Here is a 24764-nt window from a genome sequence, read left to right as displayed (position 1 = left end):
CCTGCAATAACTGCCTATTCCTTCATACGCTGTGAATGTGTGAATGCGTAGGGAGGAATGAACAATGTTTTATCATATTAAAGAGCTTCAATATCAGGCAAAGCCTTCCCGTCCGGATCCTGTTTATGCGAAAAAGCTTCAAGAGGTGCTGGGCGGCCAATTTGGTGAAATTAGTGTGATGATGCAATATTTGTTTCAGGGTTTTAACTGCAGGGCAGATGCCAAGTATAAAGATTTGCTATGTGATGTGGGGACGGAAGAGATCGGACATGTGGAAATGTTGGCTACAATGATTTCCAGGCTTCTGGATGGTGCTCCCGCTGATGTACAGGAAAATGCTTATAAAAGCAACCCCGCTATTGCAGCCGTGATGTCCGGAATGAACCCTCAGCACGCTATTGTGTCCGGCTTAGGTGCGATGGCATCAGATAGTGAGGGTTATCCGTGGAATGCAAAATACATTATCTCAAGTGGAAATCTGCTGGCGGATTTCCGCGCAAACTTAAATGCGGAAGCCCAGGGGCGCCTTCAGGTGACGCGACTCTATGCCATGACTGATGATCCCGGGGTAAGAGATATGCTGTCATTTTTGATTGCGAGGGATACTTATCATCAAAATATGTGGTATGCAGCGATTAAAGAGCTGGAAGAAAGAGAACGGGATATTGTCGTTCCCACGACATTTCCGCGTGAGCTAGAAAAGCAGGAAGTTTCCTATGACCTGTTTAACTTTTCCAGAGGGGATGAAAGCTCACAGGGAAGGTGGGCTCATGGCGAAGCCTTTGATGGCCGGGGCGAGTTCAGGTATATCCCGGCTCCGATTGCGTTCGCATCTGCACCTCATCTTAAACCAGCGCCAATGTGGCTGCAGAATACCATGCCTCCGATGTCGAAATATTAATATCTCTGCCGGGCTGAGGACTTATGTTCCCAGCCCATTTTTTATGTCAGCCGCGACTTCTGATACTGTACAGTGTTTTTGCTTCCGCTACCTGTAATGGGGGCTGATCTTCTTCATATTCCGCTTTTGGCCTATTATCAGATAATAAATAAGCAAGCCTCTTCTGAAATTGAATACCTGCTTTACGCCGTTCAAACATTTCAAGTCTTTTCTCAGCAAAGTCCTTTGTCACCCGGAATACCGTCGCAATGGTTGCAAGAGCCTGACTTCTCCATTGCGGCAGTTCCATTTGCAACAGCATAAAGGTTGGCACACAGAAGTGGTACATAAATTGGTTCGCCTGGAATTCCTGCAGCTCCCTGAAGAGCTTGTTCATCTGAAAATGATTGCCTGCATGTTTTAATACGTGGCACAGTTCATGGCCAAAATCCTCCCATTGCTCTTCCTGGGACTTTTTTTGGTTCAATATGATACTGTACATGCCGTCGTATTTTACCATCATGCTTCCCATCTCCTCGAAATGAACCCATATATCAAGGTCGTTTGCGATTTTCAGCATGTCAATGTGATGGGGAGAGGTGATGCCCAGCCGGCTGTATAAATTTTTTACGTATTCCTCCAAATGTGATAAGTAATCGCCCAATTGAATACTCCCTTTCGAACGTATGTTCTGTTTGTAGCGAGAAAGAAAAGCCCGTTTAGGACTAAAAAAGTGTGTTGAAATCTTTCCCTTTTCTTTAAAAAATAAACACTTTTTTCTTTATATCGGTCTATTTTTTATATGTTTTAGAGAACAGAAAAAATATTTATTTGTTTTTCGGTTTCCGGCTTTTTTCTTTTTCTTTTAAATAGTTGATAAATTCGATGGCCTGCTGCTTGCTTTCCGGGGAAAAATCCTGCATATCCCGGTATGCGAGCTGCAAGTCCGGATCAGAAAACATATCATCGTCAGATTTTTTTTCTTTTCCTGTTAATAAGTAATCGGTTGTCACTTGGAAGTAATCAGCCAGCTTTTGCAGTGTGTCGTAATCAGGTTCGCTTCGCCCATTTTCATAATGAGAATAGCGTGCGCGCGATACACCGATGTGAGTTGCGATTTCTTCCTGTGTCCTTTTCCCTCTGAGACTCTTCAATCTGCTGCCTATCATACTATGACCTCTCTTTTTTTAACTCCCTAAGTTACTTACGATTATAGATACAATCTGTATCAAAATAAAGTTATGATAAAAAAAGTATCAAAAATAACTTGATGATACGGAATGTATCGTTTATACTTGGTAACAGTTGATACAAATTGTATCAAAAACAAATCGGGAGAGTGATCACATGCATCCGATTCAAATCGTTTTTAGTGAAAATCCGATAGATCAGCGCCATCTCGGGCAATCCGGCGGCTCCATTTCTTTTACGGCATGCGGCCTTCCGGTATTCCATTTTGAAAATCGAGAACAATTTCAGGCGTACTTGCTGTTAAAAGAAGAGGTGAAACGCAATGAAAAGGGATAAAAGCTATCCTTTTCCGATGTATTCAGGGCTATTGAATTCAGAACATTATGACAAAATAGGACCGGCTCTGTGGCTGTTTCTCTGGTTTATCAGCTCAACGACAAAAGAAATTGAAAAGGACGGCGTGAACTGGGGAATTGTGCTCGGCCATAAGCCGTTAAAAGCGAGAGAGATGGCAGCCGTATTCGGTGTTAGTGAAAAAACAGTCAGAAGATGGCTGGAGCTTCTTGAGAGCCATGGATACATAAAGGCTGCCCGCGCGCCATACGGACTTATGATTTCTGTGAAGCATTCCAAAAAATTCAGCTTCAGATCGGACAAAACGGAGCAACGCAGCGATAAAGAGCGGTCATTTTCGCCGCTGGCACAGGACAAAGAAGACCACTCTAATATAGATAAAACAAAAACATATACTGCTGCTGATGATGCAGTGGATCACATTGCGAAGCGGTTTGCACAATTACGGTCGGCTCAAGAAGGACGCACCGTGTATCCTTCCTCCAGAGATTATCAAGCCATCGCCCGTATTGTTGCCATCGGCGTTCCTGTAACGCAAACAATCAAATGGCTTGAGGAATGTTTTCAAGCTTTTGAAAACCGGCGAACTGCTGCTTCTGAAACGATAAAGGCCTTTCGCTACTGTTCGAAATTCATCGAAGACCGATTTTTTGCGCAGCAAGCCAAAAAGACCGCCGCAATACAACTTGAGAGGAATGAAAGTAATGACAAAACATACAATCGAGCAGATTTTAGACGAGCTGAGAAAAGGGAGACGTCCATTACTGGCGGACAGACCGGCCGAATCAGACGCAAGCCGGTATGATTGCCAGAGATGCAAGGATCAGGGGGGATATCTCAGCCGGCAAGACGGTCTGGAAGTATGGACAATGTGCAGCTGTATGGCAGAACGAAAAGTGAAACGGCTGCTTGGCGCCAGTGAAATTACCCCTGCCTTCAGACAGCTTGGCTTTCATGAATTCCGCACCCAAGGGAAGCCACAGGCCGTCAAGGACGCGTTTGAATGCGCCAAAGAGTTTGTGGCGGATTATGAACACATCAAGGACAGCCGGAAAAACAGCATCGCCCTTTTGGGTCAGCCCGGTACCGGGAAAACACACCTTCTTACCGCTGCGGCTAATGACTTGATGAGAAAGCGCCATGTGCCGGTCATTTATTTTCCGTTCGTCGAAGGCTTTACTGATTTAAAAAATGATTTTGATCTTTTGGAAGCTAAGCTGAACCGAATAAAGCAGGCAGACGTGCTGTTCATTGATGATCTCTTTAAACCGGTAAACGGCAAACCGCGCGCCACTGATTGGCAGCTGGAACAAATGTATTCCGTTTTGAACTACCGCTACTTAAATCATAAACCGATTCTGCTTTCAAGCGAGCTTACGATTGAAACGCTTGTCCGGGTTGATGAAGCGATCGGCACGAGAATCTATGAAATGTGCAGTGATTATTTAGTGATTATCAAAGGAACAGCGTATGACCTGAATCATAGATTGGAGGGCATCAGATAATGTGCAAGCTCTGTCATGCAAAGAAAGTAATTGTTGAACATACCGGGATCGGAGCGGTTTTTCATCCATGTCCGAACTGCCGGTCCGGCAATGATTTAACGCCGGTTATTCAAAAGCTGGAACAAATGCTGACAGCCGGAAAAGCGGGGCTGAATGCCCGTGATTAAACAGCTGGCTGCTCTTTTCGCTTTGCTGTTTCGTGCGAAGCGAACAGAAAAAAACATCGAACAATGGTACAAGGATGACGGGAAGTGAAGAGATGCAAGAAACAAAACAATTTGAAATGAGTCCTGCGCCGTGGCGTGCTGTCGCATGCGGAGATACGAAGCCAATTTATATCTATTCTGCTTACAGTGAAGAAGAAAAAGAGAGATTCCCTTATTCAAACGGCCGGCTGATCGCCGCTGTATTTGACCTCAGCTCTTTTTCGCAAATAAGCAATGCCAACTTGATGGCAGCCGCACCTGAGCTGAAGGAAGCGGCTAAAGCGGCGCTGGATTTTCTAAACGGGAATTCCGCTCATTCCAAGGAACACATCATAAGGGTATTAGAAAAAGCTAACAAAAGCGCTGAACCCGAAAGGAAGGAAAAGACATATGATCAACCCTAAAAAACTCGTAAATATTGATTCCATCACGCTCGACAGCCAGCTTGAGGATGGGAAAATCCGCGTTATTATAGTCGACGGCATAAAGCATGAAGCCTGGATCACAGAAGCTCCAGAGCACGGGAAAACGCTTGTTGAAACGAGAAAGGGAGACCTTGCCCGAGTAGAATTTGAAATCGGCTACAAATTAAACTAAAGCGAAAAAAGAATACGTCCAAGACGGAAAGCCTGCGGACACTGATCAACATGCACAGCATTTGTGCGTTGATTGGTGTCCGTTTTTTTATTGCACAAATGAGGAGGAATCATAGAATGCAAGATTTATTATTTGAATATAAACGCACATTAAAACAAACAAGAACACTTTATAAACCGCTCGCTGAAGCAGATGAATCAGTGCTCTCAGCTGAAGACATGAAGGATAAAAAGATTATCAGAAACATCATCACAGACCTCGAATATGTAACAGAATGGCTTGAAAAAGGAAGACAGCCCGGCATCAGACGGGCGATTGACCGGCGTGATGCGTATCAGCGGCTGATGATCAAAGATCCAAGAATCATAGAATCATTTTCTGGCGATATGATGTTTGAGCCGGACGGACAGGTATCTGAGGAAGACAGGGACAGAATCCGAGAAGCTTTATCCCTTTTAACGGACAGGGAGAAAGAAATGTTTTTGCTGCATAAGGTAGAATGCTTTTCTTATGAACGCATTGCTGATCTTCTTGGCGTCAAAAAATCAACTGTGCAGACGACAATCAAACGGGCTCTATTAAAGATGCAAAGACAGCAGGAGGAAATGAACCGATCACTTGCCTGAAGCTTGTCATACGTTTGCCACCTATAAGTGAAAAGAGCATGACACATAAGCGGCCGGCATTACCGGCCGCTTTTATGAATAAAAATCTATGCTGGAGGTGGCGGTGATGCCGTAGCATGAAAACACAACAGAGAGAACAAGCATTAGCAATCTATCAGCACCATCAGGGAAATATCACAAACCGGGCCATTGCAGAAACAATCGGTGTTTCAGCGAAAACAATCAGCATTTGGAAAAAACAGGACAGATGGAAAGAAGCCTTGTTTTCTGAAAACGGACATAAGCAGCGCCGCATAGAAAACGATGAATTAAATGAACGGCAGCGGCTGTTCTGCCTGTACTACGTAAAAAGCTTCAATGCGACACAATCAGCGATCAAGGCGGGCTATTCTCCGGACAGCGCCCATGTGACGGGCTGCCGGCTGTTAAAGAATGAAAAGGTTGCCGCTGAAATCAGGCGGATAAAAAAAGAAATGGTGAATGAAGTGTTTATTGAAGCGATGGACGTTTTGCAGGTATATGTCAAAATCGCGTTCGCCGATATCACGGATTATGTGACCTTTGGCAAAAAAGAGGTACAGGCCGTCGGGAAGTCAGGACCGCTGTTTGATGAAGATGATAACCCGATCATGAAGGAAGTCAGCTTTGTCGATGTCAAAGACTCCGGTCTCGTTGACGGCACCATTGTCACGGAGGCCAAGCTCGGCAAGGAAGGCATCGCCATTAAGCTTGCCGATAAAATGAAAGCACTTGAAAAGCTGTCATTATACTTTGATTTGTTTCCGGATCAATTTAAGCAAAAAATAGAAAATGAGAAGTTAAAGCTCGCGAAACAAAAAGCGGATAAAACTGATGACGGCCGCGAGCCAATTGAAATCATGATCAAACGAAAAGAGGACAAGGCATGATCGTAAAAGAAATCAATCCTCATTTTGAAGATTACGTGTTCAATTGGAAGCAGACGTACCAGTTTCTCGTCGGCGGCTACGGCTCATCTAAAAGCTATCATACCGCATTGAAAATCGTATTAAAGCTGCTGAAGGAAAAGCGGACGGCGCTCGTCGTCCGCGAGGTGTTCGATACCCACCGGGATTCGACCTTCGCTTTATTTGAAGAGGTGATTGAAGAGCTAGGTCTCACGAAGGCAGCCGCAGCACTTTCTTCCCCGCTTCAGCTGCGGTTTCAAAACGGCAGCCGGATCATGTTCAAAGGAATGGACAACCCGGCGAAGCTGAAATCTGTTCACAACATTTCATTAATATGGATTGAAGAGTGCTCTGAGGTGAAGTATGAAGGCTTTAAGGAATTAATCGGCCGTCTGCGTCACCCTGAGCTGAAGCTGCACATGATTTGCACCACTAATCCCGTCGGCACCTCCAATTGGACATACCGGCATTTTTTTCGAGATGAACGCAATCAGCGGTTTGTGCTGGATGACAGCGAGCTTTACGAAAAGCGGACACTTGTCAGGGGAGATACGTATTATCATCATTCCACGGCAAACGACAACCTCTTTCTCCCGGAAAGTTATATCAGGCAGCTTGACGGACTGAGGGAGTATGATCCAGACCTTTACCGAATTGCCCGAAAAGGAAGGTTCGGCGTTAATGGAATCAGGGTGCTGCCGCAGTTTGAGGTGCTCCCGCACGACCTTATCGAGAAACATATTGCGGCCATCAGCCAGCCGATCCTTCGCACGGGCATGGATTTTGGTTTTGAAGAATCCTACAATGCTGTTGTCCGTCTCGCCGTCGATCCTGATAAGAAATATCTCTACATTTATTGGGAGTATTATAAAAACAAAATGACAGATGACAGGACGGCTGAGGAGCTGCGGGAATTGGTTGAAACACAGGAAATGATCAAAGCCGACTCCGCTGAGCCGAAAAGCATTCAATATTTCCGCCAGCAGGGGTTTCGGATGGTCGGAGCCAGAAAGTTTCCCGGCTCCAGGCTTCAATATACCAAAAAGGTCAAACGCTTCAAAAAAATTTTCTGTTCGGACCGCTGTGAAAATGTCATCTATGAGCTCAAGTCACTGACGTATGCCAAAGATAAAAACGGTGCGCTGATTGAGGATGAATTCACGATCGATCCGCATACGCTTTCTGCTATTTGGTATGCGCTTGATGATTATGAGGTCGCAGATGTGAAGGAGACAGCGCAAAAACGAATCCGTCCGAACCGAGAAAGGAGAAGGTCATAAATGCCGCACAATCAAACAGTCAGAGCAACCGTTTTAAAAGCCAATGCATCTGCTCCTCAGACAAAGCAAATTTATGAAGACGACTTTTCTGATTTGTACGGAGAGGATATCATCGCTCCGCCCTACAATATCACCGAGCTCAAAACAATTGCTGAATACTCAACCATTCTTCAGCAATGCATTGATGCGTACAGAGTGAATATTACTGGTTTTGGTTTTGATGTGGAGTACACGTTTGATGTCAATGCCACGGATGTCGACCAGGAGAAAAAGAAAAAAGCGGAAAAAGACTGGGCCAGACTTGAAGCCTTTTACAAATGCCTTCACTTTGATGAATCTGCTGAAATGATTTTAGGCTATGCCATCGAGGACAGGGAAAAAACCGGAAACGGCTTTATGGAAGTGCTTCGCGACGGAATGGGAAAACCGGCCGGCATTGAATATTTGGATGTGAAATATATGCGCGTATGCGGGGCCGGCGAGCCTGTCGAAGTATCTTTTATGTATGAAGAAAACGGAAAAGTGAAGAGAATCAAAAGGCAGAAACGGTTTCGAAAATTTGTGCAGATGATTAATGGAAAGAAAGTATTTTTCAAAGAATACGGCGATCCTCGGAAGATGGACATGCGCACGGGCGAATATGTCAGCACACTGGCCGAAAAGCACCAAGCAAATGAAGTGATCCATCTTAAAATCGGAAGCGGCGTATACGGCGTGCCCCGCTGGGTAGGCAATATCGTCAATTTATACGGCGCCCGGAAAGCGGAAGAGCTCAATTTTATGTACTTTAAGCAGGGGCGTCACGTACCCGCTGCGATTACAGTGGAAAACGGGATGCTGTCTGAAGCGTCTTACCGGGAGCTGCAGGCGTACATGAATGACCTTGAGGGTGTGGAAAACGCCCATAAATTTCTTCTGATTGAGGCGGAAGGCATCGCGAAGGAGAAGGATCTACACGGCGGTGAAGATATCACGCCAGTTTCTGTGGAGATCAAATCACTTGCGGAAATCCTGCAAAACGACGCCTTGTTTCTTGAATATGATGAAAAAAGCAGAAATAAGCTGCGCTCTGCTTTCCGTCTGCCGCCGCTTTATACGGGAGAAGCTCAGGAATACAACCGGGCTACGGCTGATACTGCGAGAAAAATTACGGAGGAGCAGGTGTTTCAGCCAGAGCGGAAAACGCTTGTCAACAAATTGAACACACTGCTTTTGCCGGAGCTGAATCTTCATGATGTGAGGCTGACCTTAAAAGGACCGGACTTTCGTGATCCGCTTGAGATTGCGAAAGTGCTCGGTCCTTTTATTACGGCTGGAGCCGTTTCGCCAAATGATTTACGGGACCTTGCCGGACGGGTTCTCGGCAAAACGCTTGAGGAGTGGCCGGAGGACGTTTACAAACGCCCTGCCGGACAGGATGCTGAAAAGACGAATCTGACAGCACTTATGCAGGAGCTGAAGGACAGCATCGACGATATCAAAACGTCCTGAAGGGAGGTGAATCAAGCAGGTGGCGCGGGAATTGAAAAATGCCAAAATCAGCTTTGTCAGCTATGTGGACAAGGCGGCAAACCAGACAGAATTTTTCTTTACGAAGTCAGCCGAACCTCCGTCATTTGAAAAAAAGGTTCGGCTGTTTACGAAAAGCGAGCAGGATGAACAAAAGCTTGTATACGGAATTGTGTATGAGCCTGATGTTCCAGATGCCCACGGCGACTATATGACCGCAGAAGAAATTGAAAAAGCGGCGCATGGCTTTCTTGCAGACGCGCGGGAGATTGATATCAATCACAGCTTTGAAGGCGGCACAGGCGTGGTCGTTGAATCCTATGTTGCGCCCGATGATTTTATTATCGGAACAAAACGGATTACAAAGGGCTCGTGGGTGCTTGTGACAAGAGCGTCAGATGAGGTGTGGGAACAGATCAAAGCCGGCATCATCACCGGCTACAGCATGGCGGGCACTGCTGATGTACATGAAGAAGAACCGGTTGAAAAAGCCGGATTCCTAAGCGTGTTCAAGCAGCTGCTGGCCGACAAAACAGGAAAGGAGACTGAAGACATGAGGAAAGAAGACATGAGGGAATCAATCGAGCATGCGCTGTATCCGTTGCTCAAACGGCTGGAGACCATTGAAAAAAACACAGAAACAGAGGAAAAACCGGAGCAGACGGGAGATGACGAGCGCCTGAAGAAGCTCGTTGAGGACATGATTGCCCCGCTGATCGAACGCATTGAAGCTCTGGAAAAAGCTCGGGGAGCCTCTAAACAGACGGCGGACGATGCGGCCGGCAATACAGAGCAAGTCAAAAAAACAATCTGGAGCGGACTGCTGTAAACCAGTCAAAGAGGAGGAAATCAATTGAGAAATCAAGAGATCATTCGGAAAGCGGAAATGTCGCTTTCTGCTTTAAAAAGCGGCGGGCTCATGAACCCTGCACAAGCATCAGCTTTTATCCGCATGGTGCAAAACACGCCGACCATTTTCAGTGAATCCCGCGTGATTCAAATGGAAAACGATTCACAAAAATTTGAGAAAATCGGCTTCGGCCAGCGTATCTTACGTGCAGCTCAAGAAGGAAAGGCGCTGACAACAGACGAGCTGACGGTTCCGACGACAAGCACTGTCCAGCTGAACACAAAGGAAGTCATTGCGGAAATTAACATTACGTATGACACGCTCGAAAACAATATCGAAAAAGGCGGATTGCAGCAAACGATCATGCAAATTTTAGCAGAGCGGGCGGCAGTTGATATTGAAGAACTGATCGTAAACGGAGATACGGCATCAAAAGACCCATACCTGGCGCAGCTGGACGGTATCCGTAAACAAGCAGTGTCCCACATCGTCGATATGAACGGTGAAGAACTGTCCAGAGCGACATTTAAAAAAGGCTTAAAGGCTGTTCCGCCAAAATATTTGCGCATCCCTCAGGAATTCAGATTCTATACCTCTCACGGCTTAGAAATTGAATGGAAGGACCGCGTGGCGGACCGTCAGACAAATCTTGGGGACCAGGCTGTTCAGGGCGGCTTGTCCACAGCATTCGGCGTACCGGTAAAAGGGGTATCCAATATCCAGCCGTACGCAGTAGGAGAGGGAGACGCGCAATATGATGCGTCCGATATCATTCTGACACATCCGAAAAATATCATTCTCGGCTTCTCGCGCAATATTCGAATCGAAGTCGACAAGGATATCCGCTCCCGTAAGTTCATCATTGTCTTAACGGCCAAGCTGGACAGCAAATTCGAGGAAGAGGATGCCTGCGCTAAATTAATTAACGTAAAAGAATAATCGAAATGGGGTGGCCAGCTTATATGCTCATCGAACCGACTGACATCGTTTCTTATTCAGTCTATGACCAGGTGAAAAACAGGCCGGAAGAACTGCTGGCGCAGGATATCATCGAGGCGGAATCGGAAGCGGCCCTCATTACAGGGCACAGCTTTACAGACAGCGTCTACGATCCGCTTCCTGAAAAGGCAAAAATAGCTCTGCTGAAGCTCGCCCAATATTTTGCGCTAGTAAACAGCGACGAATCAGCGGCATCAAGCTATCAGTCTGAGAAAATGGGGGATTACTCCTACACGGTTTCCGGTGAAGCCGGTATTCAAAAGCCCGATGTGTATCATTTGCTGGAAGAGTTTATCCAACCGGATTATGTTCCGGAGTCCGCCAGATTGAAGGTGCGGTCGTTATGAGCTATCAGCAGATGCTGATCCATCGCTGTGATATTTATCATGAAACAGCGCAGCCGCCGCTGGCGGGACGATTCGGAATTCCGGCGGACAAGCTTCAGCCGGTATTTTCATATCCGGATACACCCGATGAAGAAAATGTCCCCTGCTACTTTACAGAAAAAACGCAGCAGCTGATTCAGGAAGAGCCTGATCAAACCGTGTACCACAGCTTTCTTGTCCATTTTCCAGGCTCTTCGGATATCCGTATGAACGACAAAATCATTTGGCAACACAACAGCTATATTCTGAAGCTGCCAAAAAAGATCAGACACCATCATTGGGAAGTCATCGCTGTCAGGGATGAAAGTCTATGAAGATAGCGGGACTTAAACAGCTGAACGCATCGTTAAAAGAAGCGGCATCCGGCGGTTTTTCCCGCGAGGCGTCCCGGTGGCTTGAAGAGTGCGGGCAAGATTTTCTGGAGATCGTACAATCTGAACTCATCAGCACGCAAACGATAGATACAGAAAAACTGCTCAGCTCCTTTCAGAAAGGCTCAGAGGACAACCTCTGGATGGTCCAAAGCGGCGGACTCTCACTTGAGGTCGGGACCCAGCTTGAATATGCCTCTTTTCTCAATGACGGCCACTGGACGTCAAAAGGAGACGATGTGAGATGGGTGCCGGGGCATTTTCAAGGCTCGCGGTTTATCTATGATCCGGCTTCTTCCACAGGCATGGCACTCAAGAAAAAATGGATACCCGGTACGGGCTATTGGGAGCATGCACTGCTTCTATATGAAAAGCTGTTTGCAACATCAATGGAACATAAATTGCGCCAGTGGCTGAAAAAGATGTAAAGGAGGAGCGGGATGAACAGCGAAACAGGATCGATCATGGCTTTTTTGTACAGCCAGTGGTCTGTTCCCATTTATGAAAGCCAGCTGCCTGATCAGTTTCAAGTGCCGTCTTTATATGTCCCTGCGCCATCTGTTTTTGAAGAAACAGATACGGTCTCCACATTTAAAAAAACCTACAGTCTCAATGTGAAGCTGTTTCATCTTGACTCCGTGCAGGCGCTGAATGAAGCGGACAGGCTCGCGGATGCCATCAGAGAAGCGAGAAATATGGTTCCGCTGCTCAGTGACTCCGGTGAGAAGACCGGGGATATGGTTCGCATCACCCGGATTGAGACGAGGGTAGGAGACAGGGGCGAGGCGGTCATGGTGATCAGGTGGAGCAGCCGATATTATTATCACAAAACAGAACAGCCTGTCTTACAGGATATCGACATGAACAGTGGGGTGAAGTAGCGGTGGCAAAGCAGAAACAAGCGAAGGCTGTACATACAGAGAGCCGGGAAGCTCTTTTTGATACAGCGGATTTGATCAAGCACGCAAAGGAGCTGTTCGGCGTTAAGCCGGAGATCCTTCAGGGGGCTTTATTTGGCGTGGACAAAACACGTCTGACGAAATCAGAGGCCAGTCAATTGATACAAACATTTTTAACTAAGGAGGTCATGCAATAATGAATGGCGGAACATTTACAGCAGGAACAGAAAAGGACCGTGCAGGCATTTATTTCAATTTTAAAACGACGGCACAGGAACGGGTGTCACTTGGTGAACGGGGGACGGTCGCACTTCCGGTCGCATCAAGCTGGGGCGAAGCGAAAACATTCGTCTCCATTTCAAGCGTGGAGGATTTAAACAAAAAAGTGGGTCTCAGCATCGACGATCCATCTTTATTACTGTTGCGTGAAGCGAAGAAAAACGCGAAAACGGTATTGATGTACCGCCTCACTGAAGGCGTCAGAGCATCTGCCGATATTGCCGAAGGCGTTAAAGCGACTGCTTTATACGGCGGATCAAAAGGGAATGACATCATCATCCGCATCAATGAAAATGTACTGGATGCAGCGGCATTTGATGTCACAACGTATATGGATGAATCAGAAGTGGATAAACAGACTGTCAAAAAAGCTGAAGAGTTAACAGCGAACGGCTATGTGACATTTACCGGAACAGGAGATCTTTCCTCTTCAATTCCGCTGACTGGATCAGAGGGAGACATGGCTGCCGAGACGCTGAACGCATCTGCGGGAATCCGTTTATCCGGCGGTACAGATAAAGCGCCGGTCAACTCAGACTATACTGATTTCTTGGCTGCGGCTGAAACGGAGAGCTTTGATGTCATCGCTTTGCCGGTTGCAGAAGGAGATCAGCTGAAGGCGACCTTTGCCGCATTCATTAAGCGTCTGCGTGACGGTCAAGGGCAAAAAGTCCAAGGGGTAACAGCCAACTACAGCGGTGACTATGAAGGCATCATCAATGTGACAGAAGGCGTGCTGCTGGAAGACGGAACAGAAGTGACACCGGACAAAGCGACGGCGTGGGTAGCCGGCGCAAGTGCGGGAGCAACCTTTAACCAATCTCTCACATTTGTGGAGTATGAAGGCGCCGTTGATGTCTTAAACCGCCTTGACCACGATACGATTGTGGAGCGCTTAGGCAAAGGCGAATTTTTATTCACATTTGACGCCCGCGATAAATCGGTAAGCGTAGAAAAAGACATTAACTCACTTGTCACGTTTACGGCTGAGAAAAACAAGAAGTTTGCGAAAAACAAAATCGTCCGTGTCTTAGACGCCGTCAATAACGATTTAACACGCGAGCTGAAAGCCTTAATCAAATCAAGAAAGGGAAGCGGAAGCGACATCCCGGCCTCTGAAGACGGGCTTCAGTATGTGAAAACGATGATTACGCAATACATGACAACGCTTCAGGATGCGGGCGGCATTACCGGTTTTGATTCTGATCAAGATATCACAATTTCAATGAATGAAGACCGTGACGGCTTCTTGATTGACCTGGCTGTACAGCCTGTCGACGCAGCAGAAAAATTCTACTTTAATGTGGAGGTAAACTAATATGGCATTAAAAGCACAAAACACGATTTCAGGTAAAGAAGGCCGCTTATTTCTCGATGGAGAAGAAATGGCGCATATCAAAACATTTGAAGCAAATGTGGAGAAAAACAAGTCTGAAGTAAACATTATGGGCCGTCGCATGACAGGCCATAAAACAACAGGCGCAAACGGAACAGGCACAGCGACGTTCTATAAAGTCACATCAAAATTTGTCATCCTAATGATGGACTACGTCAAAAAAGGCAGTGATCCTTACTTTACGCTGCAAGCTGTGCTGGATGATAAGTCCTCGGGAAGAGGCACAGAACGAGTCACACTTTACGATGTAAACTTCGACTCCGCCAAAATCGCCAGCCTCGATGTTGATTCAGAAGCATTAGAGGAAGAAGTTCCGTTTACATTTGAAGACTTCGACGTGCCTGAAAAGCTTTCTGACACGTTTTAATCAAAACTGAACAAGCCATACGCAGACCTTTCTCAGAAAGGTCTGTTTTTTAATGATGAAATCAATTTAAAGATAAGGGAGTTTTTTACATGAGCGAGAAGAACGAAAACGTATATGATCTTTCCTTTTTTATGCCGGGAAAAACAATCGAAGCCGAAGAAATCAAAGTGCCGATCTCTAAACGTTTTGTTGATAAAAAAGGGGACATCGTACCATTTATATTTAAAGCGATCACGACGGAGCGCATTGATGAATTAGAGAAAGAAACAACAACTTATAAAAATGTCAAAGGCAGAGGCCGTGTAAAAGATTTAGACAGCCAGCGCTTTTATGCCCGAATCGCAGTTGAATCAACGGTTTATCCGGACTTCCGTTCAAAAGAGCTTCGAGAAGCTTACAAAACGGCCGACCCGGTAGAAGTTGCGAAACGCGTCCTCTCAGTTGGAGGCGAATACGCAAACTGGCTCAACAAAGCGATTGAGATTAATGGTTTCGAAGATGAATTAGAGGATCTGGAAGAAGAAGTAAAAAACTAATCAAGGATGGGCATAAAGAAGCCGTGTATCTCTACTATGCGATGCACGAGCTTCATTATTCTCCATCGGATTTATTAGAACTGTATGAAGCGCCCAGAAACTTTAAGGCGCTTTTGTATGGACTGATTGGATATAAGCTGGATCTTCTTGAAAAACAAGCTAAGAAAGGAGGGGCATCGTAATTGGCAAAGCTGACAGCAAGATTTGAAATGGAAGACCGTGTAAGCAAAAAGTTAAGAAAGATACAAAATGGGTTTAGAGCACTTGAAAAGTATAGAAAAATGGCACAGCGAAATAGCGCTATTGATATACGAAAAGAAAGCAAAACGGTGTTAAGTACAATTGACCGGATACAAAAATCAATAAAGAAAAAGCTTGGGGCCCAAACGATATCCATTTCAGCTGAGGATAACGCCAGCACTGTCATTCAGAAGGTTCAAACTCAATTGCAGGGATTGCCGGCATCGGTATCTATTAAAATTGGCGCTAATGATCAAGCAACAGAAAAGTTTGAACGATTAAGAGAGTTCGTTTCGGGTTTCAAAGGCTTTACGATTATGCTGAGTGCGGAAGATCAAGTTTCGCCAGCTGTGCAAAAAATACAGCGTTATATGGAAACCGCACTTAAAAATGGTTACTCTGTTACGATACGCGTGATTGATCACGTCATGAAAACAGTCGGCCGCATTTCAGCAGGCATTGATGCACTTACACAAAAAGATAATCAAATTCAGCTTACTTTGAATGATCAGGTATCAAAGAAGCTGGATGAACTTCAGAAGAAAATGGATAGCTTTGGGAAACTAAAGACAGCTGAGAAAACAGCTCCCCCATCAGCTAAGAAAGCAGAGAGCAAAAAGGGAGAGGAAAAAGAAGGCGGTTCCTTCTGGGGAAACCTCGTTGAAGAAGGCAAAAAGAAGATCAAAGAAAAACTAGATGAAAAAGTAACTGAATATAAAGAAGCCGTTATTGATCGTGTTACCCAAAAGTTTGAAAAGTTTAATCCAGAAAAAATACTGGATGATAAGTTTTATGCTTTATTAGATAAAGTGTTCGGTCCCGAAGAAAAAACTCCGGCAGAAAATGCGTGCTGCTGCTGCAACGGATTGAACCCAGGAGCTGGAGGAGCCGCAGAATCAGGAGGTGAAGGCCTTTTAGATTCTTTTATTAGTGAAGGTACAGCCGGTATCAGCAATGCGATTGAGGAATTAAAAAATACCTTTTTGAAGGAATTTGAACATTTCACACCCGAATCGATCACCTCAAAATTAGAATCATACACAGAATCCATTACATCTAAAATGACCGCACTAGCTGAGAAGTTCAGTCCAGAGACGATTTTGACAGAGCTGGATAAGTTTACAACATCGTTTATGGGAAAAGTGGACGAAATCGCGACGAAGTTCAGTCCAGAGACGATTCTGTCACAGCTGGATAAGTTTACAACATCGTTTATGAGTAAGGTGGATGCGATTGCGACAAAGTTCAGTCCAGAAACGATTTTGTCACAGCTGGATAAGTTCACAACATCGTTTATGAGTAAGGTGGATGCAATTGCGACAAAGTTCAGTCCAGAAACGATTCTGTCACAGCTGGATAAGTTCACAACATCGTTCATGGGTAAAGTGGACAAAATCGCAAGTAAATTTAGTCCTGAAGCCATTTTTAAGCAGCTTGACAAGTTTACAGGCTCCTTTATGAAAAAAGTAGACGAAATCGCAAGTAAGTTCAGCCCTGAAGCCATTTTTAAGCAGCTTGATAAATTTACAGATTCCTTTATGAAAAAAGTGGACGATGTCGTAAGTAAATTCAGCCCAGAAACCATTTTTAACGAACTGGATAAGTTTGCAGATTCCTTTATGAAAAAAGTGGACGATGTCGTAAGTAAATTCAGTCCAGAAACCATTTTTAACGAACTAGATAAGTTTGCGGATTCTTTTATGAAAAAAGTGGACGATATCGTAAGTAAATTCAGTCCAGAAACCATTTTTAACGAACTGGACAAGTTTACAGACTCTTTTATGAAAAAAGTGGATGATATCGTAAGTAAATTCAGTCCGGACGCAATTTTCACTAAAGCGGAAGACTTTGTAACCAATATTGTTGACAAAATCTCTGAAAAATTCAATTTCCTCAACCCAGATAAAATCGCGAATAAAGCAGAAAAGTTTTTCGATAATATTGTCTCAAAAATCGCGAAAAAATTTGAGAAATTCAGCCCTGATAAAATTATTGAAAAAGCGGCGGAATTTTTTGAAAAAATGATAAAAGGCATTGCTGAAAAACTGGGGAATCTGGATTTTGGAGGACTGTTTGGCGGCAAATCCAGCGGAAGCAAAGGGAAACAAAAAGCCTCAAAAGCCAATACAAATCATTCAACTTCAAACAACTCAAACCGCACTAAAAAACCTTCGATGAACCAAAAAGCGTCAGGTTCTAAATCGAAGAAATCAGGCGGCAAATGGGGCGGAACTTGCGGATGCTGTTGTGCCGGTATCAGTACAGGCAAAAGCAAAAAAGTCAAAAATAGAAACGGTTCATTAAAGAAAGGCAATCAATCAAATCCTGTGAATACGCCTAAATCGGCAAAAGCAGCTAAAGGCGGATCAGGCAAAGGTTTTTCAGGCCTTCTGAAAACATTGGGAGAATCAAAAGGTTTAAAGGGCGGACTAAAGGGCTTAAAAGGAGCCGCAAAAGGTTTACCGGGATTAGGCGAAATTTTGTCTCTAACCGACTTAGCCGGAATCAATAAGGATAATGCCGGTGAAAAAGTAGGTTCAGCCGGCGGAGGTTTAGCAGGAGCAGCTGCCGGAGCGGCTATTGGAAGCGTTGTGCCGGGAGTCGGAACCGCTATTGGCGGTGTTGTAGGAGGAATTGCCGGCACTTTCGGTGGTGAAAGTTTAGGGAAGGCATTTGATGCCGGCGCACTGAATGATACATGGAACAGCATTACAGAGGGAGCGCAAAATGCTTGGTCAGCCATTCAGGGTATTTGGGGAACTGTATCAACATGGTTTATGGACAATGTTTGGGCACCAGTATCATCCGCAGTTGTGGGTGTGGCTACAAGTATATGGTCAAATATTGTAAACGCATGGACCACGATACAGACAATCTTTAGTACCGTGGCAACATGGTTTATGGATAATGTTTGGACGCCGGTATCATCCGCGGTTGTCGGTGTGGCTACAGCGATATGGTCTAAAATTGTAAACGCATGGACTACGATTAAAAATGTATTCAGTGCAGTTGCTTCATGGTTTATGAGCAATGTATGGGAGCCAGTCAAATCGGCTGTTATCGGAGCGGCAACCACTATCTGGGATAAAATGACTGGCGCTTGGGATAAGATTAAGAGTGTTTTCAGTACAGTATCAGGATGGTTCATGGATACAGTTTGGAACCCAGTTAAAAATACAGTCTTAGATGTAGGCAAGGGAATATCTGATGCTTTCCAAAAAGCTTTAGATACGGTCAAGAACATTTGGAAGGGTCTGAGCGGCTGGTTTAAAAAGAATATTCAAGAACCTCTTACTAAGGTTGGAGAAACAGTTTCGGATGCTTTTTCTAAAGCGTTCGGCTGGGTAAAGAAAATTTGGGATAAAGCAGGCGGCGTTGTCTCAAGCATTGTCAACTTCGTAACTGGCGGAGGAGACCCGGATGACTATAAAGGAGAAAAAACTAAAACTGATAAAAATGCCACAGGCGGCTATATCACCAAACCAACCATTTCATGGATCGGTGAAGCCGGCAAGGAATTCGTTATCCCAGTTGATAATAACCGAGGCAGAGGTAAAATGCTTCTCTCACAAGCGGCGTCTAAACTTGGTATGCAAGTCGTAGACAATATGGGAACCGCTTCGTCTTCTGCTGGAAGCCCGGTAGCTGTTTCAAGAGGAGCTGCTGCCAGTCCGATATCAGGGTCAGCCTCTCCATCAATGGACACTGCAAATCTGACAGGGCAAGCGTCCACACTCGGACAGCAATTTTCAGAAGGCTTTGGTAAAGGCATCAGCAATCAGCCGGTTAAAATGGAAGATTGGAAAAAGAAAAACATCAATATGCCATTTACACAAATGATTTCTTCTTCACCAAATTACGGAAAACAGATGGTAAGCGGCTATGCTAAGGGGCAAAACGGCACAGCAACCGGAACAGACGGCTTTTTACAATCAAAAGTCAAAACGCCGTTCCAAGCTACTGTAAACAAATCTTCATCATGGGGAAGCGGTACAATCAAAGGGTTTGCTTCAGGACAAAATAGTTCCCAAACCGGTACTGATCAATATGTAAATACACATGTGAATAAGCCGTTTTTGCGATCTAAAGAATCTTCAAACGGCTGGGGAACCGGTATGATCGCGAATTTTGTTTCAGGTATGACTTCTAAGGCAAGTGAAGTCCACGAAGCCGCCAAGGAACTCGCGAAAAAAGTTGAGAAGGCTTTCCGTGAAGAATTAGATATCCATTCGCCTTCTCGAGTTATGATGAGTCTTGGCCGCTTTGCCTCTGTTGGTGTTGTAAAAGGCCTGGATTCTGTCGATGTGAAAAAATACGCTGAAAAGCAAGCCGGTTCACTGGCAGCTGCTTATTCCGGAATGGGTGCAATAGGGGGAAATGTGAAACAGTGGCTTATGGCTGCAATGATGGCCACAAAGACACCATTAAGCTGGCTTCCAGGATTGATGACGATTGCTCAGTATGAATCAGGAGGCAACCCGAACTCTATTAACCTGTGGGATAGCAACGCGAAGGCGGGAAATCCATCACAAGGGCTTATGCAGACAATACCGACCACATTTAATGCACACAAAGCGCCGGGCATGGGTAACATTAGAAACCCGATTCACAACGCTGCTGCAGCGATCGGCTACATTAAAAGCAGATACGGCTCAATTGACAATGTGCCTGGTATTAAAAGCTTGAGACGTGGCGGACCGTATGTTGGATATGCCAACGGCGGACTGATCACAAAAGAACAAATTGCCCGTGTCGGTGAAGGAAATAAGCGGGAATGGATCATTCCGGAGGAGCGGGGCATACGCGGCCGCTACCTTCTTCAGAGAGCAGCCCAAGCTTTAGGAATGGAAGTAACAAATCCATCACAAACTCAGCAGTCTGAGCTTTCATCAGGACAAGTTTCAGCAGCCGTTACTTCCGGATCCCGGCAAACGGTACAAACAGCCGGAACGAAAGAAATAAAGATTGAATTCAATGGCGACCAGCATTTTCATAACGGGCAGGATGCTGACAGTCTAGTAGCTAAAATCAGGCAAGCATTACTTGATGAATTACAAAAAGACATTAACACCGGAACAAAGGGGGTCGTGGCTTTTGACTAAGTCTGTCTATGAATTTTGGATATCACAGGGGAAGGAAAAGCTGCGATTTCCCGTTCTTCCCGAGACAATTGACGTATCTAATAGCTTACAAAATGACTCAGTAAAAATAACAGGGCTGGGTGAAATCACATTTATTGAAGAGCCCGGAGCTAAAGAAATCTCTTTTTCTTCTTTTTTTCCAAAAAGGTATAGCCCGATAGCTGAATATCAGAATATCCCTTCTCCAGAGAACGCCCTTGTTAAAATTGAAAAATGGATGAAGGCGAAAAAGCCTGTCCAATTTTTAATTACGGGAACAAAAATCAATATGACATGCAGCATTGAAAGTCTTAAATACAGTGAAGGAGACAAAGAGATAGGAGATAGGGATTTTGATATTGTACTGAAAGAATACAAAACCGCTTCCCCCCGAAAAATCAAGCAAAAGAAAAAAACAAAGGCAAAACGTCCGTCAAAGGCCTCTCCGAAAACCTATACAGTAAAAAAGGGAGACACGCTTTGGGACATTGCCGGCAGGTTTTACGGGAACAGCACGCAATGGCGCAAAATTTGGAACGCCAATAAAACAGCGATGATCAAGCGAAGCAAACGAAATATCAGGCAGCCGGGCCACTGGATTTTTCCCGGCCAAAAATTAAAGATACCGCAATGAGACAGGTGATGTATGATGATAGAATTGTTTGTCATTAAAGATACAGAATGGCTTGAGCTGGTAGCGGAAAGCGTATCGCTGGAGGGGCACCGTTTTCAGGCGCCGCGCTCCATAGAAGCGACCATCGTCATCAAACAGGGCGACCAAACGTATTACAGCGTCACAGAAGGAGATACCGTCTTGTTTAAGTGGAAGGGAAAAGAGCTTTTCCGCGGGATCGTCTTCGCCCGAACGCCTGATGAACATACGCTTGCCTTCAGTGCTTACGATATGCTGCAATATCTGGTCAAAAATCAGGATGTGTACGTGTTTTCCAACCAGCGTGCTGACCAGATGATCAGGAGGATTGCCAATGATTTTCAGATACCGACAGCCTCGATTGCGAACACAGGCCATACGATCAAAAGCCTTGTCATTAAAAATGATACGACCCTGTATGACATCATCTTAAAAGCGTTGAAACAGACGAAAAGCCAGACAGGACGGAATTATCAGCTGTATTCGGAAAAGGGAAAGCTCGGCCTGCGCGCTTGGCCAGATCCGTCAGAGGTATGGGTGCTGGAAACCGGAGTCAATATTACGGGCTACCAATACAGCACGTCTATAAATGATACCGCTACACGAGTCGTGCTGCGCCGTCAGAAGGACAATAAAACGTATAAAGCGTCTGCGAAGGACAGTTCAGGCTTAAACAAATACGGCGTGCTTCAATATACGGAGACTGTAACAGACGAAATTAACCAGGCGCAGCTTCAGCAGAGGGCCGACGTACGACTTGCTGAAAAAAAGGGCGTAAAAAAAGAACTGAAAAATATTCAGGCCATCGGCATTCCAGAAGTGCAGAGCGGCTTGCCTGTCTATATATCCATTCCGGAGGCAGGTATCAAAAAAACCTATTGGGTAGATACAGACCGGCATGAGTTTAAAGGAACGAAACATACAATGACGATTGATGTTGTCGAAAAGAATACAATGCCGGAAGGGGTTTCCTGATGAGACTGAGTGAAGCCATCAAACATTTGGCCGTCGGTGCGGTTGATGCTGAATCTCCGGTGGAGCTGCTCCCCGCTGAGGTGGTTACGGTTTCTCCTGTTGAAATCAAATTAAAAGAAAACAGCAAACTGATTATACCGGCTGACGCCCTCATCATCCCAAAACGGATGCAGTCCGGAGGAAACGATGCACTCGAGCCGGGGGATCGCGTCATGGCCGCGGCTCTGACTGGCGGGCAATCGTTTTTTATTTTAGATAAAGTATAAACAAACCGCTTCGGCATGAAGGGGTTTTTATTTAGCTTGTAAAAAGGAGTGGGCATCATGGCCCTGACACCAGAAGTGGAGTTTGAGGATATCGAAGATGACAGCGAAGTCATTGAAACCTCTAAAACATACAAAATAGATTTTGAAAACGGAAGAATTACAAATGAGCTGATTACCGGGCTTGAAGCGATCAGACAGTTCGTGTATATCGCCTTACAAACTGAACGATACGCGTATTCAGTTTACAGCCATAATGTCGGAAATGAGCTGCAGGACGTGCTTACAGATCATGAGACGACTGATGCCTACAAAAAAATGGAGATTCCAAGGCTCATAGAAGAGGCACTTGTTTATGATGACCGGATTTCGGCTGTAACAGATTTTGAGATAGAAAAACAAGGCGATGCGTTTCATGTTTCCTTTGTAGTCGAGACAGATGAAGGATCGCTTGAGATTGAGGAGGTGATAGGTGCAGATGTTTGAAAATCAGACCTTTGAAGAGATAATGGAGCGTATGCTGAATAGCATCTCCGCAGATATTGACACGAGAGAAGGCAGCGTTATTTATAACGCATTAGCCCCAGCGGCAGCCGAGCTTGCGAAGTCGTATATATGGCTGGACACCGTGCTCGAGCTTGTGTTTTCTGATACCGCGCAAGGAGAGTTTTTGGACCGGCGCGCTGCGGAAGCGGGGATTGAACGGACAGCTGCCACAAAGGCAGTGAGAGCAGGAGAGTTCACAGCTGGCGTCAGAATTCCTGAAGGCTCCCGCTTCTACGTGGATAATCTTTATTTTCAATATACAGGAGATGGGACGCTGGTCTGTGAAACGCCGGGAGAAGCAGGAAACGCCAATTTGACCGGACGCAATCTGTTGTCACTGGATACTATCCCGGGATTGGAAAAAGCGATTGTCAAAGACATTCTAATTCCAGGGCGTGAAGAAGAAGGAGACGATAGTTTAAGAGAACGGTATTTTACGAGGGTTCGTCGCGAGGCTGTCAGCGCTAACAAAATGCATTACAAAGAATGGGCTGAAGAAGTGGACGGAGTAGGGAAGGCGAAGATCTTTCCGCTTTGGAACGGAGACGGGACGGTTAAAATTGTCGTCACGAATGCCAACCTTGAGCCGGCTTCTGAAATCTTAATTCAAAAAGTGAAAGACTATATTGACCCTGAGCCCGGTCAGGGCGAGGGGCAGGCGCCAATCGGAGCCGTTGTCACAGTGGAAAGCGCGGTCTGGAAGGACGTTGAGATTTCTGCCGAGGTGCTGCCAGAGATCAATCACTCAATTGATGAAGTGAAGTCAGAAATTGAGAAGGGCGTTTTAAATCTCTTTAAGAAAATGGCGTTCGAAGACAATGTCATCCGTCTTTCTCAAATTAACAATATTGTCTATAATTCGCCGTCAGTCAGTGATTATTCCAATATTAAAATCAACGGCACCTCCGAAAATTTAGTGCTGAGTGACGTGGAAATTCCTAAGCTTAGGCAGGTGAAGATCATTGAGCAAACAAGATGACATGACAGCCTATCTGCCTCCGTTTCTCACCAGCCTTAAAGAAATGTCGGAGCTGCTGAAAGCGGAAGCACCTGAGTTTGATCAGCAGAATAATAGTATATTTGATCTGACAGACCAGTTATTCGTGCCAACAGCAACATGGGGGCTCAGCCGCTGGGAAAAGATATTAAACGTGCCGCGGGAATCGGGAGACACCGACGAAATCAGGCGATTGAGGCTCATTTCAAAAATGTCGAACATTCCGCCAATCACATACCGGGCCATTGAGCAAGCGGTGAATCGTTTCTTAAAAAAACCGTCGGCACAAGTCCGCCTGCTGCCCGGTGAATACCGCTTTAATGTGGACATCAATATTGATGATCTCCAGCACATGAATGAGCTGATCGAAGCATTGGAAAACATGAAGCCGGCACATCTGGCGTATACGCTCAGAGGCGGATTAAATGAGACGCTCCAAATAAAGGACACAGTCATCCTGAATCACCGAAGATACCGAACAGCCAGTGAGCTGAAGGTCGGTTATTCCGTCACCCTTAACAATAATGAGGTGGTGTTAACTTGATTTCAACCATATACAGAGAACGCACAGCTGCCGACCTGAAAAGCAGGATTCATCACGTGCTGCTTAACGGCCAAGAAACAGAAATAGTGGAGCTCACCATTGACGGAGCGACAGTCACCGTTCTGACAAAACGTGAGGAAGACATCAAGCATATCGAAACGGTACAAATTTTTGACGAGCTGGGCAACATCATTACAGAAAGAAAAACAGACCTGGACGTCAGCGAAAACAGAACACTTGATTTCAGATTTACCTTTGAGGTGGTGTAAA

At 45.4% G+C, this 24764-nt stretch carries 31 protein-coding genes and 1 pseudogene; 30 read left to right on the top strand and 2 right to left on the bottom strand.

Going from position 1 to position 24764, the window contains the following annotated elements:
* The first annotated feature begins 64 nt into the window (after positions 1–64).
* Positions 65–901, top strand: coding sequence for a manganese catalase family protein (locus V6D42_RS08170; RefSeq protein ID WP_010333883.1), 837 nt, complete (start codon positions 65–67; stop codon positions 899–901).
* A 46-nt stretch (positions 902–947) separates the two neighbouring features.
* Here the strand turns inward: V6D42_RS08170 and V6D42_RS08165 are convergent, their stop codons facing one another.
* Both V6D42_RS08165 and xre read right to left on the bottom strand, forming a co-directional pair.
* Entirely contained in the window at positions 948–1544 is a 597-nt protein-coding gene (locus V6D42_RS08165) for an ImmA/IrrE family metallo-endopeptidase (RefSeq protein ID WP_333512877.1), read from the bottom strand.
* Positions 1545–1707: 163 nt separating this feature from the next.
* Positions 1708–2049: an HTH-type transcriptional regulator Xre gene (gene xre, locus V6D42_RS08160; RefSeq protein ID WP_333512876.1), complete on the bottom strand. Its 342-nt coding sequence runs from the start codon at positions 2047–2049 to the stop codon at positions 1708–1710.
* A gap of 178 nt (positions 2050–2227) precedes the next feature.
* Here xre and V6D42_RS08155 point away from each other — a divergent pair, with 178 nt between their 5' ends.
* The 29 genes and pseudogenes from V6D42_RS08155 (at position 2228) to V6D42_RS08015 (ending at position 24763) form a co-directional block, all read left to right on the top strand.
* Positions 2228–2407, top strand: a complete 180-nt coding sequence (locus V6D42_RS08155) for a hypothetical protein (RefSeq protein WP_010333886.1) — start codon at positions 2228–2230, stop codon at positions 2405–2407.
* The gene (locus V6D42_RS08150; protein WP_333512875.1) at positions 2394–3230 is read left to right on the top strand and encodes a phage portal protein; all 837 of its coding nucleotides are present in this window, start codon (positions 2394–2396) and stop codon (positions 3228–3230) included. Before V6D42_RS08155 ends, V6D42_RS08150 begins: the two co-directional genes overlap by 14 nt.
* Complete coding sequence (locus tag V6D42_RS08145; RefSeq protein ID WP_333512874.1) at positions 3130–3930, top strand: ATP-binding protein; 801 nt, start codon at positions 3130–3132, stop codon at positions 3928–3930. Before V6D42_RS08150 ends, V6D42_RS08145 begins: the two co-directional genes overlap by 101 nt.
* On the top strand, positions 3930–4097 hold the full coding sequence (locus V6D42_RS08140) for a hypothetical protein (RefSeq protein ID WP_268446452.1): 168 nt from the start codon (positions 3930–3932) through the stop codon (positions 4095–4097). Before V6D42_RS08145 ends, V6D42_RS08140 begins: the two co-directional genes overlap by 1 nt.
* Before the next feature lie 92 nt (positions 4098–4189).
* Positions 4190–4540: a phage portal protein gene (locus V6D42_RS08135; RefSeq protein WP_333512873.1), complete on the top strand. Its 351-nt coding sequence runs from the start codon at positions 4190–4192 to the stop codon at positions 4538–4540.
* Positions 4527–4733, top strand: coding sequence for an XtrA/YqaO family protein (locus tag V6D42_RS08130; protein ID WP_010333893.1), 207 nt, complete (start codon positions 4527–4529; stop codon positions 4731–4733). Before V6D42_RS08135 ends, V6D42_RS08130 begins: the two co-directional genes overlap by 14 nt.
* Positions 4734–4849: 116 nt before the next feature.
* Positions 4850–5359: a sigma-70 family RNA polymerase sigma factor gene (locus V6D42_RS08125; protein ID WP_333512872.1), complete on the top strand. Its 510-nt coding sequence runs from the start codon at positions 4850–4852 to the stop codon at positions 5357–5359.
* A gap of 116 nt (positions 5360–5475) precedes the next feature.
* The gene (locus V6D42_RS08120) at positions 5476–6267 is read left to right on the top strand and encodes a terminase small subunit (protein ID WP_333512871.1); all 792 of its coding nucleotides are present in this window, start codon (positions 5476–5478) and stop codon (positions 6265–6267) included.
* Positions 6264–7565 (top strand): PBSX family phage terminase large subunit, encoded by a 1302-nt coding sequence (locus V6D42_RS08115; RefSeq protein WP_333512870.1) that lies wholly within the window; start codon positions 6264–6266, stop codon positions 7563–7565. Before V6D42_RS08120 ends, V6D42_RS08115 begins: the two co-directional genes overlap by 4 nt.
* Positions 7566–9056, top strand: a complete 1491-nt coding sequence (locus tag V6D42_RS08110) for a phage portal protein (RefSeq protein ID WP_333512869.1) — start codon at positions 7566–7568, stop codon at positions 9054–9056.
* 19 nt (positions 9057–9075) lie between these two features.
* A complete protein-coding gene (locus V6D42_RS08105) occupies positions 9076–9903 on the top strand; it encodes an XkdF-like putative serine protease domain-containing protein (protein WP_010333898.1) in 828 nt (275 codons plus the stop codon).
* Positions 9904–9924: 21 nt separating this feature from the next.
* A pseudogene (locus tag V6D42_RS08100) lies at positions 9925–10863 on the top strand (phage major capsid protein); the annotation flags it as partial.
* Positions 10864–10886: 23 nt separating this feature from the next.
* Positions 10887–11270, top strand: coding sequence for a protein YqbG (gene yqbG, locus V6D42_RS08095; protein ID WP_333512868.1), 384 nt, complete (start codon positions 10887–10889; stop codon positions 11268–11270).
* Entirely contained in the window at positions 11267–11623 is a 357-nt protein-coding gene (locus V6D42_RS08090) for a YqbH/XkdH family protein (RefSeq protein ID WP_333512867.1), read from the top strand. The genes yqbG and V6D42_RS08090 overlap by 4 nt, the downstream gene beginning before the upstream one ends.
* Positions 11620–12108: an HK97 gp10 family phage protein gene (locus V6D42_RS08085; RefSeq protein ID WP_010333902.1), complete on the top strand. Its 489-nt coding sequence runs from the start codon at positions 11620–11622 to the stop codon at positions 12106–12108. The genes V6D42_RS08090 and V6D42_RS08085 overlap by 4 nt, the downstream gene beginning before the upstream one ends.
* A 12-nt stretch (positions 12109–12120) precedes the next feature.
* Complete coding sequence (locus V6D42_RS08080) at positions 12121–12561, top strand: phage tail terminator family protein (RefSeq protein WP_333512866.1); 441 nt, start codon at positions 12121–12123, stop codon at positions 12559–12561.
* A 2-nt stretch (positions 12562–12563) separates the two neighbouring features.
* A complete protein-coding gene (locus V6D42_RS08075) occupies positions 12564–12776 on the top strand; it encodes a hypothetical protein (RefSeq protein WP_059336109.1) in 213 nt (70 codons plus the stop codon).
* Positions 12776–14176 carry a phage tail sheath family protein gene (locus V6D42_RS08070; protein WP_333512865.1) on the top strand — a complete coding sequence of 467 codons (1401 nt, stop codon included), beginning with the start codon at positions 12776–12778 and terminating at the stop codon, positions 14174–14176. Before V6D42_RS08075 ends, V6D42_RS08070 begins: the two co-directional genes overlap by 1 nt.
* Position 14177: 1 nt before the next feature.
* Complete coding sequence (locus V6D42_RS08065; RefSeq protein ID WP_003220592.1) at positions 14178–14621, top strand: phage tail tube protein; 444 nt, start codon at positions 14178–14180, stop codon at positions 14619–14621.
* Between the two features lie 89 nt (positions 14622–14710).
* Positions 14711–15157: a phage tail assembly chaperone gene (locus tag V6D42_RS08060; protein WP_003327445.1), complete on the top strand. Its 447-nt coding sequence runs from the start codon at positions 14711–14713 to the stop codon at positions 15155–15157.
* Positions 15158–15198: 41 nt separating this feature from the next.
* Positions 15199–15339, top strand: a complete 141-nt coding sequence (locus V6D42_RS08055) for a hypothetical protein (protein ID WP_072692631.1) — start codon at positions 15199–15201, stop codon at positions 15337–15339.
* Positions 15340–20499, top strand: a complete 5160-nt coding sequence (locus V6D42_RS08050) for a transglycosylase SLT domain-containing protein (protein ID WP_333512864.1) — start codon at positions 15340–15342, stop codon at positions 20497–20499.
* Complete coding sequence (locus V6D42_RS08045; RefSeq protein ID WP_333512863.1) at positions 20492–21151, top strand: LysM peptidoglycan-binding domain-containing protein; 660 nt, start codon at positions 20492–20494, stop codon at positions 21149–21151. The genes V6D42_RS08050 and V6D42_RS08045 overlap by 8 nt, the downstream gene beginning before the upstream one ends.
* A 15-nt stretch (positions 21152–21166) precedes the next feature.
* On the top strand, positions 21167–22144 hold the full coding sequence (locus V6D42_RS08040) for an XkdQ/YqbQ family protein (protein ID WP_333512862.1): 978 nt from the start codon (positions 21167–21169) through the stop codon (positions 22142–22144).
* Positions 22144–22410 (top strand): DUF2577 family protein, encoded by a 267-nt coding sequence (locus tag V6D42_RS08035; RefSeq protein WP_333512861.1) that lies wholly within the window; start codon positions 22144–22146, stop codon positions 22408–22410. Before V6D42_RS08040 ends, V6D42_RS08035 begins: the two co-directional genes overlap by 1 nt.
* 57 nt (positions 22411–22467) lie before the next feature.
* Entirely contained in the window at positions 22468–22893 is a 426-nt protein-coding gene (locus V6D42_RS08030; protein WP_326130602.1) for a DUF2634 domain-containing protein, read from the top strand.
* Entirely contained in the window at positions 22886–23932 is a 1047-nt protein-coding gene (locus V6D42_RS08025) for a baseplate J/gp47 family protein (protein ID WP_333513135.1), read from the top strand. Before V6D42_RS08030 ends, V6D42_RS08025 begins: the two co-directional genes overlap by 8 nt.
* Positions 23916–24494 (top strand): YmfQ family protein, encoded by a 579-nt coding sequence (locus V6D42_RS08020; protein WP_333512860.1) that lies wholly within the window; start codon positions 23916–23918, stop codon positions 24492–24494. The genes V6D42_RS08025 and V6D42_RS08020 overlap by 17 nt, the downstream gene beginning before the upstream one ends.
* A complete protein-coding gene (locus tag V6D42_RS08015; RefSeq protein ID WP_333512859.1) occupies positions 24491–24763 on the top strand; it encodes a hypothetical protein in 273 nt (90 codons plus the stop codon). Before V6D42_RS08020 ends, V6D42_RS08015 begins: the two co-directional genes overlap by 4 nt.
* Position 24764: the final 1 nt, after the last annotated feature.

It is taken from the genome of Bacillus sp. 0909A (assembly GCF_036765115.1).
GTDB classification, from domain to species: Bacteria; Bacillota; Bacilli; order Bacillales; family Bacillaceae; genus Bacillus; species Bacillus mojavensis.
Note: the sequence above shows the minus strand (reverse complement) of the source record. Positions and strands in the feature narration are given on the sequence as shown.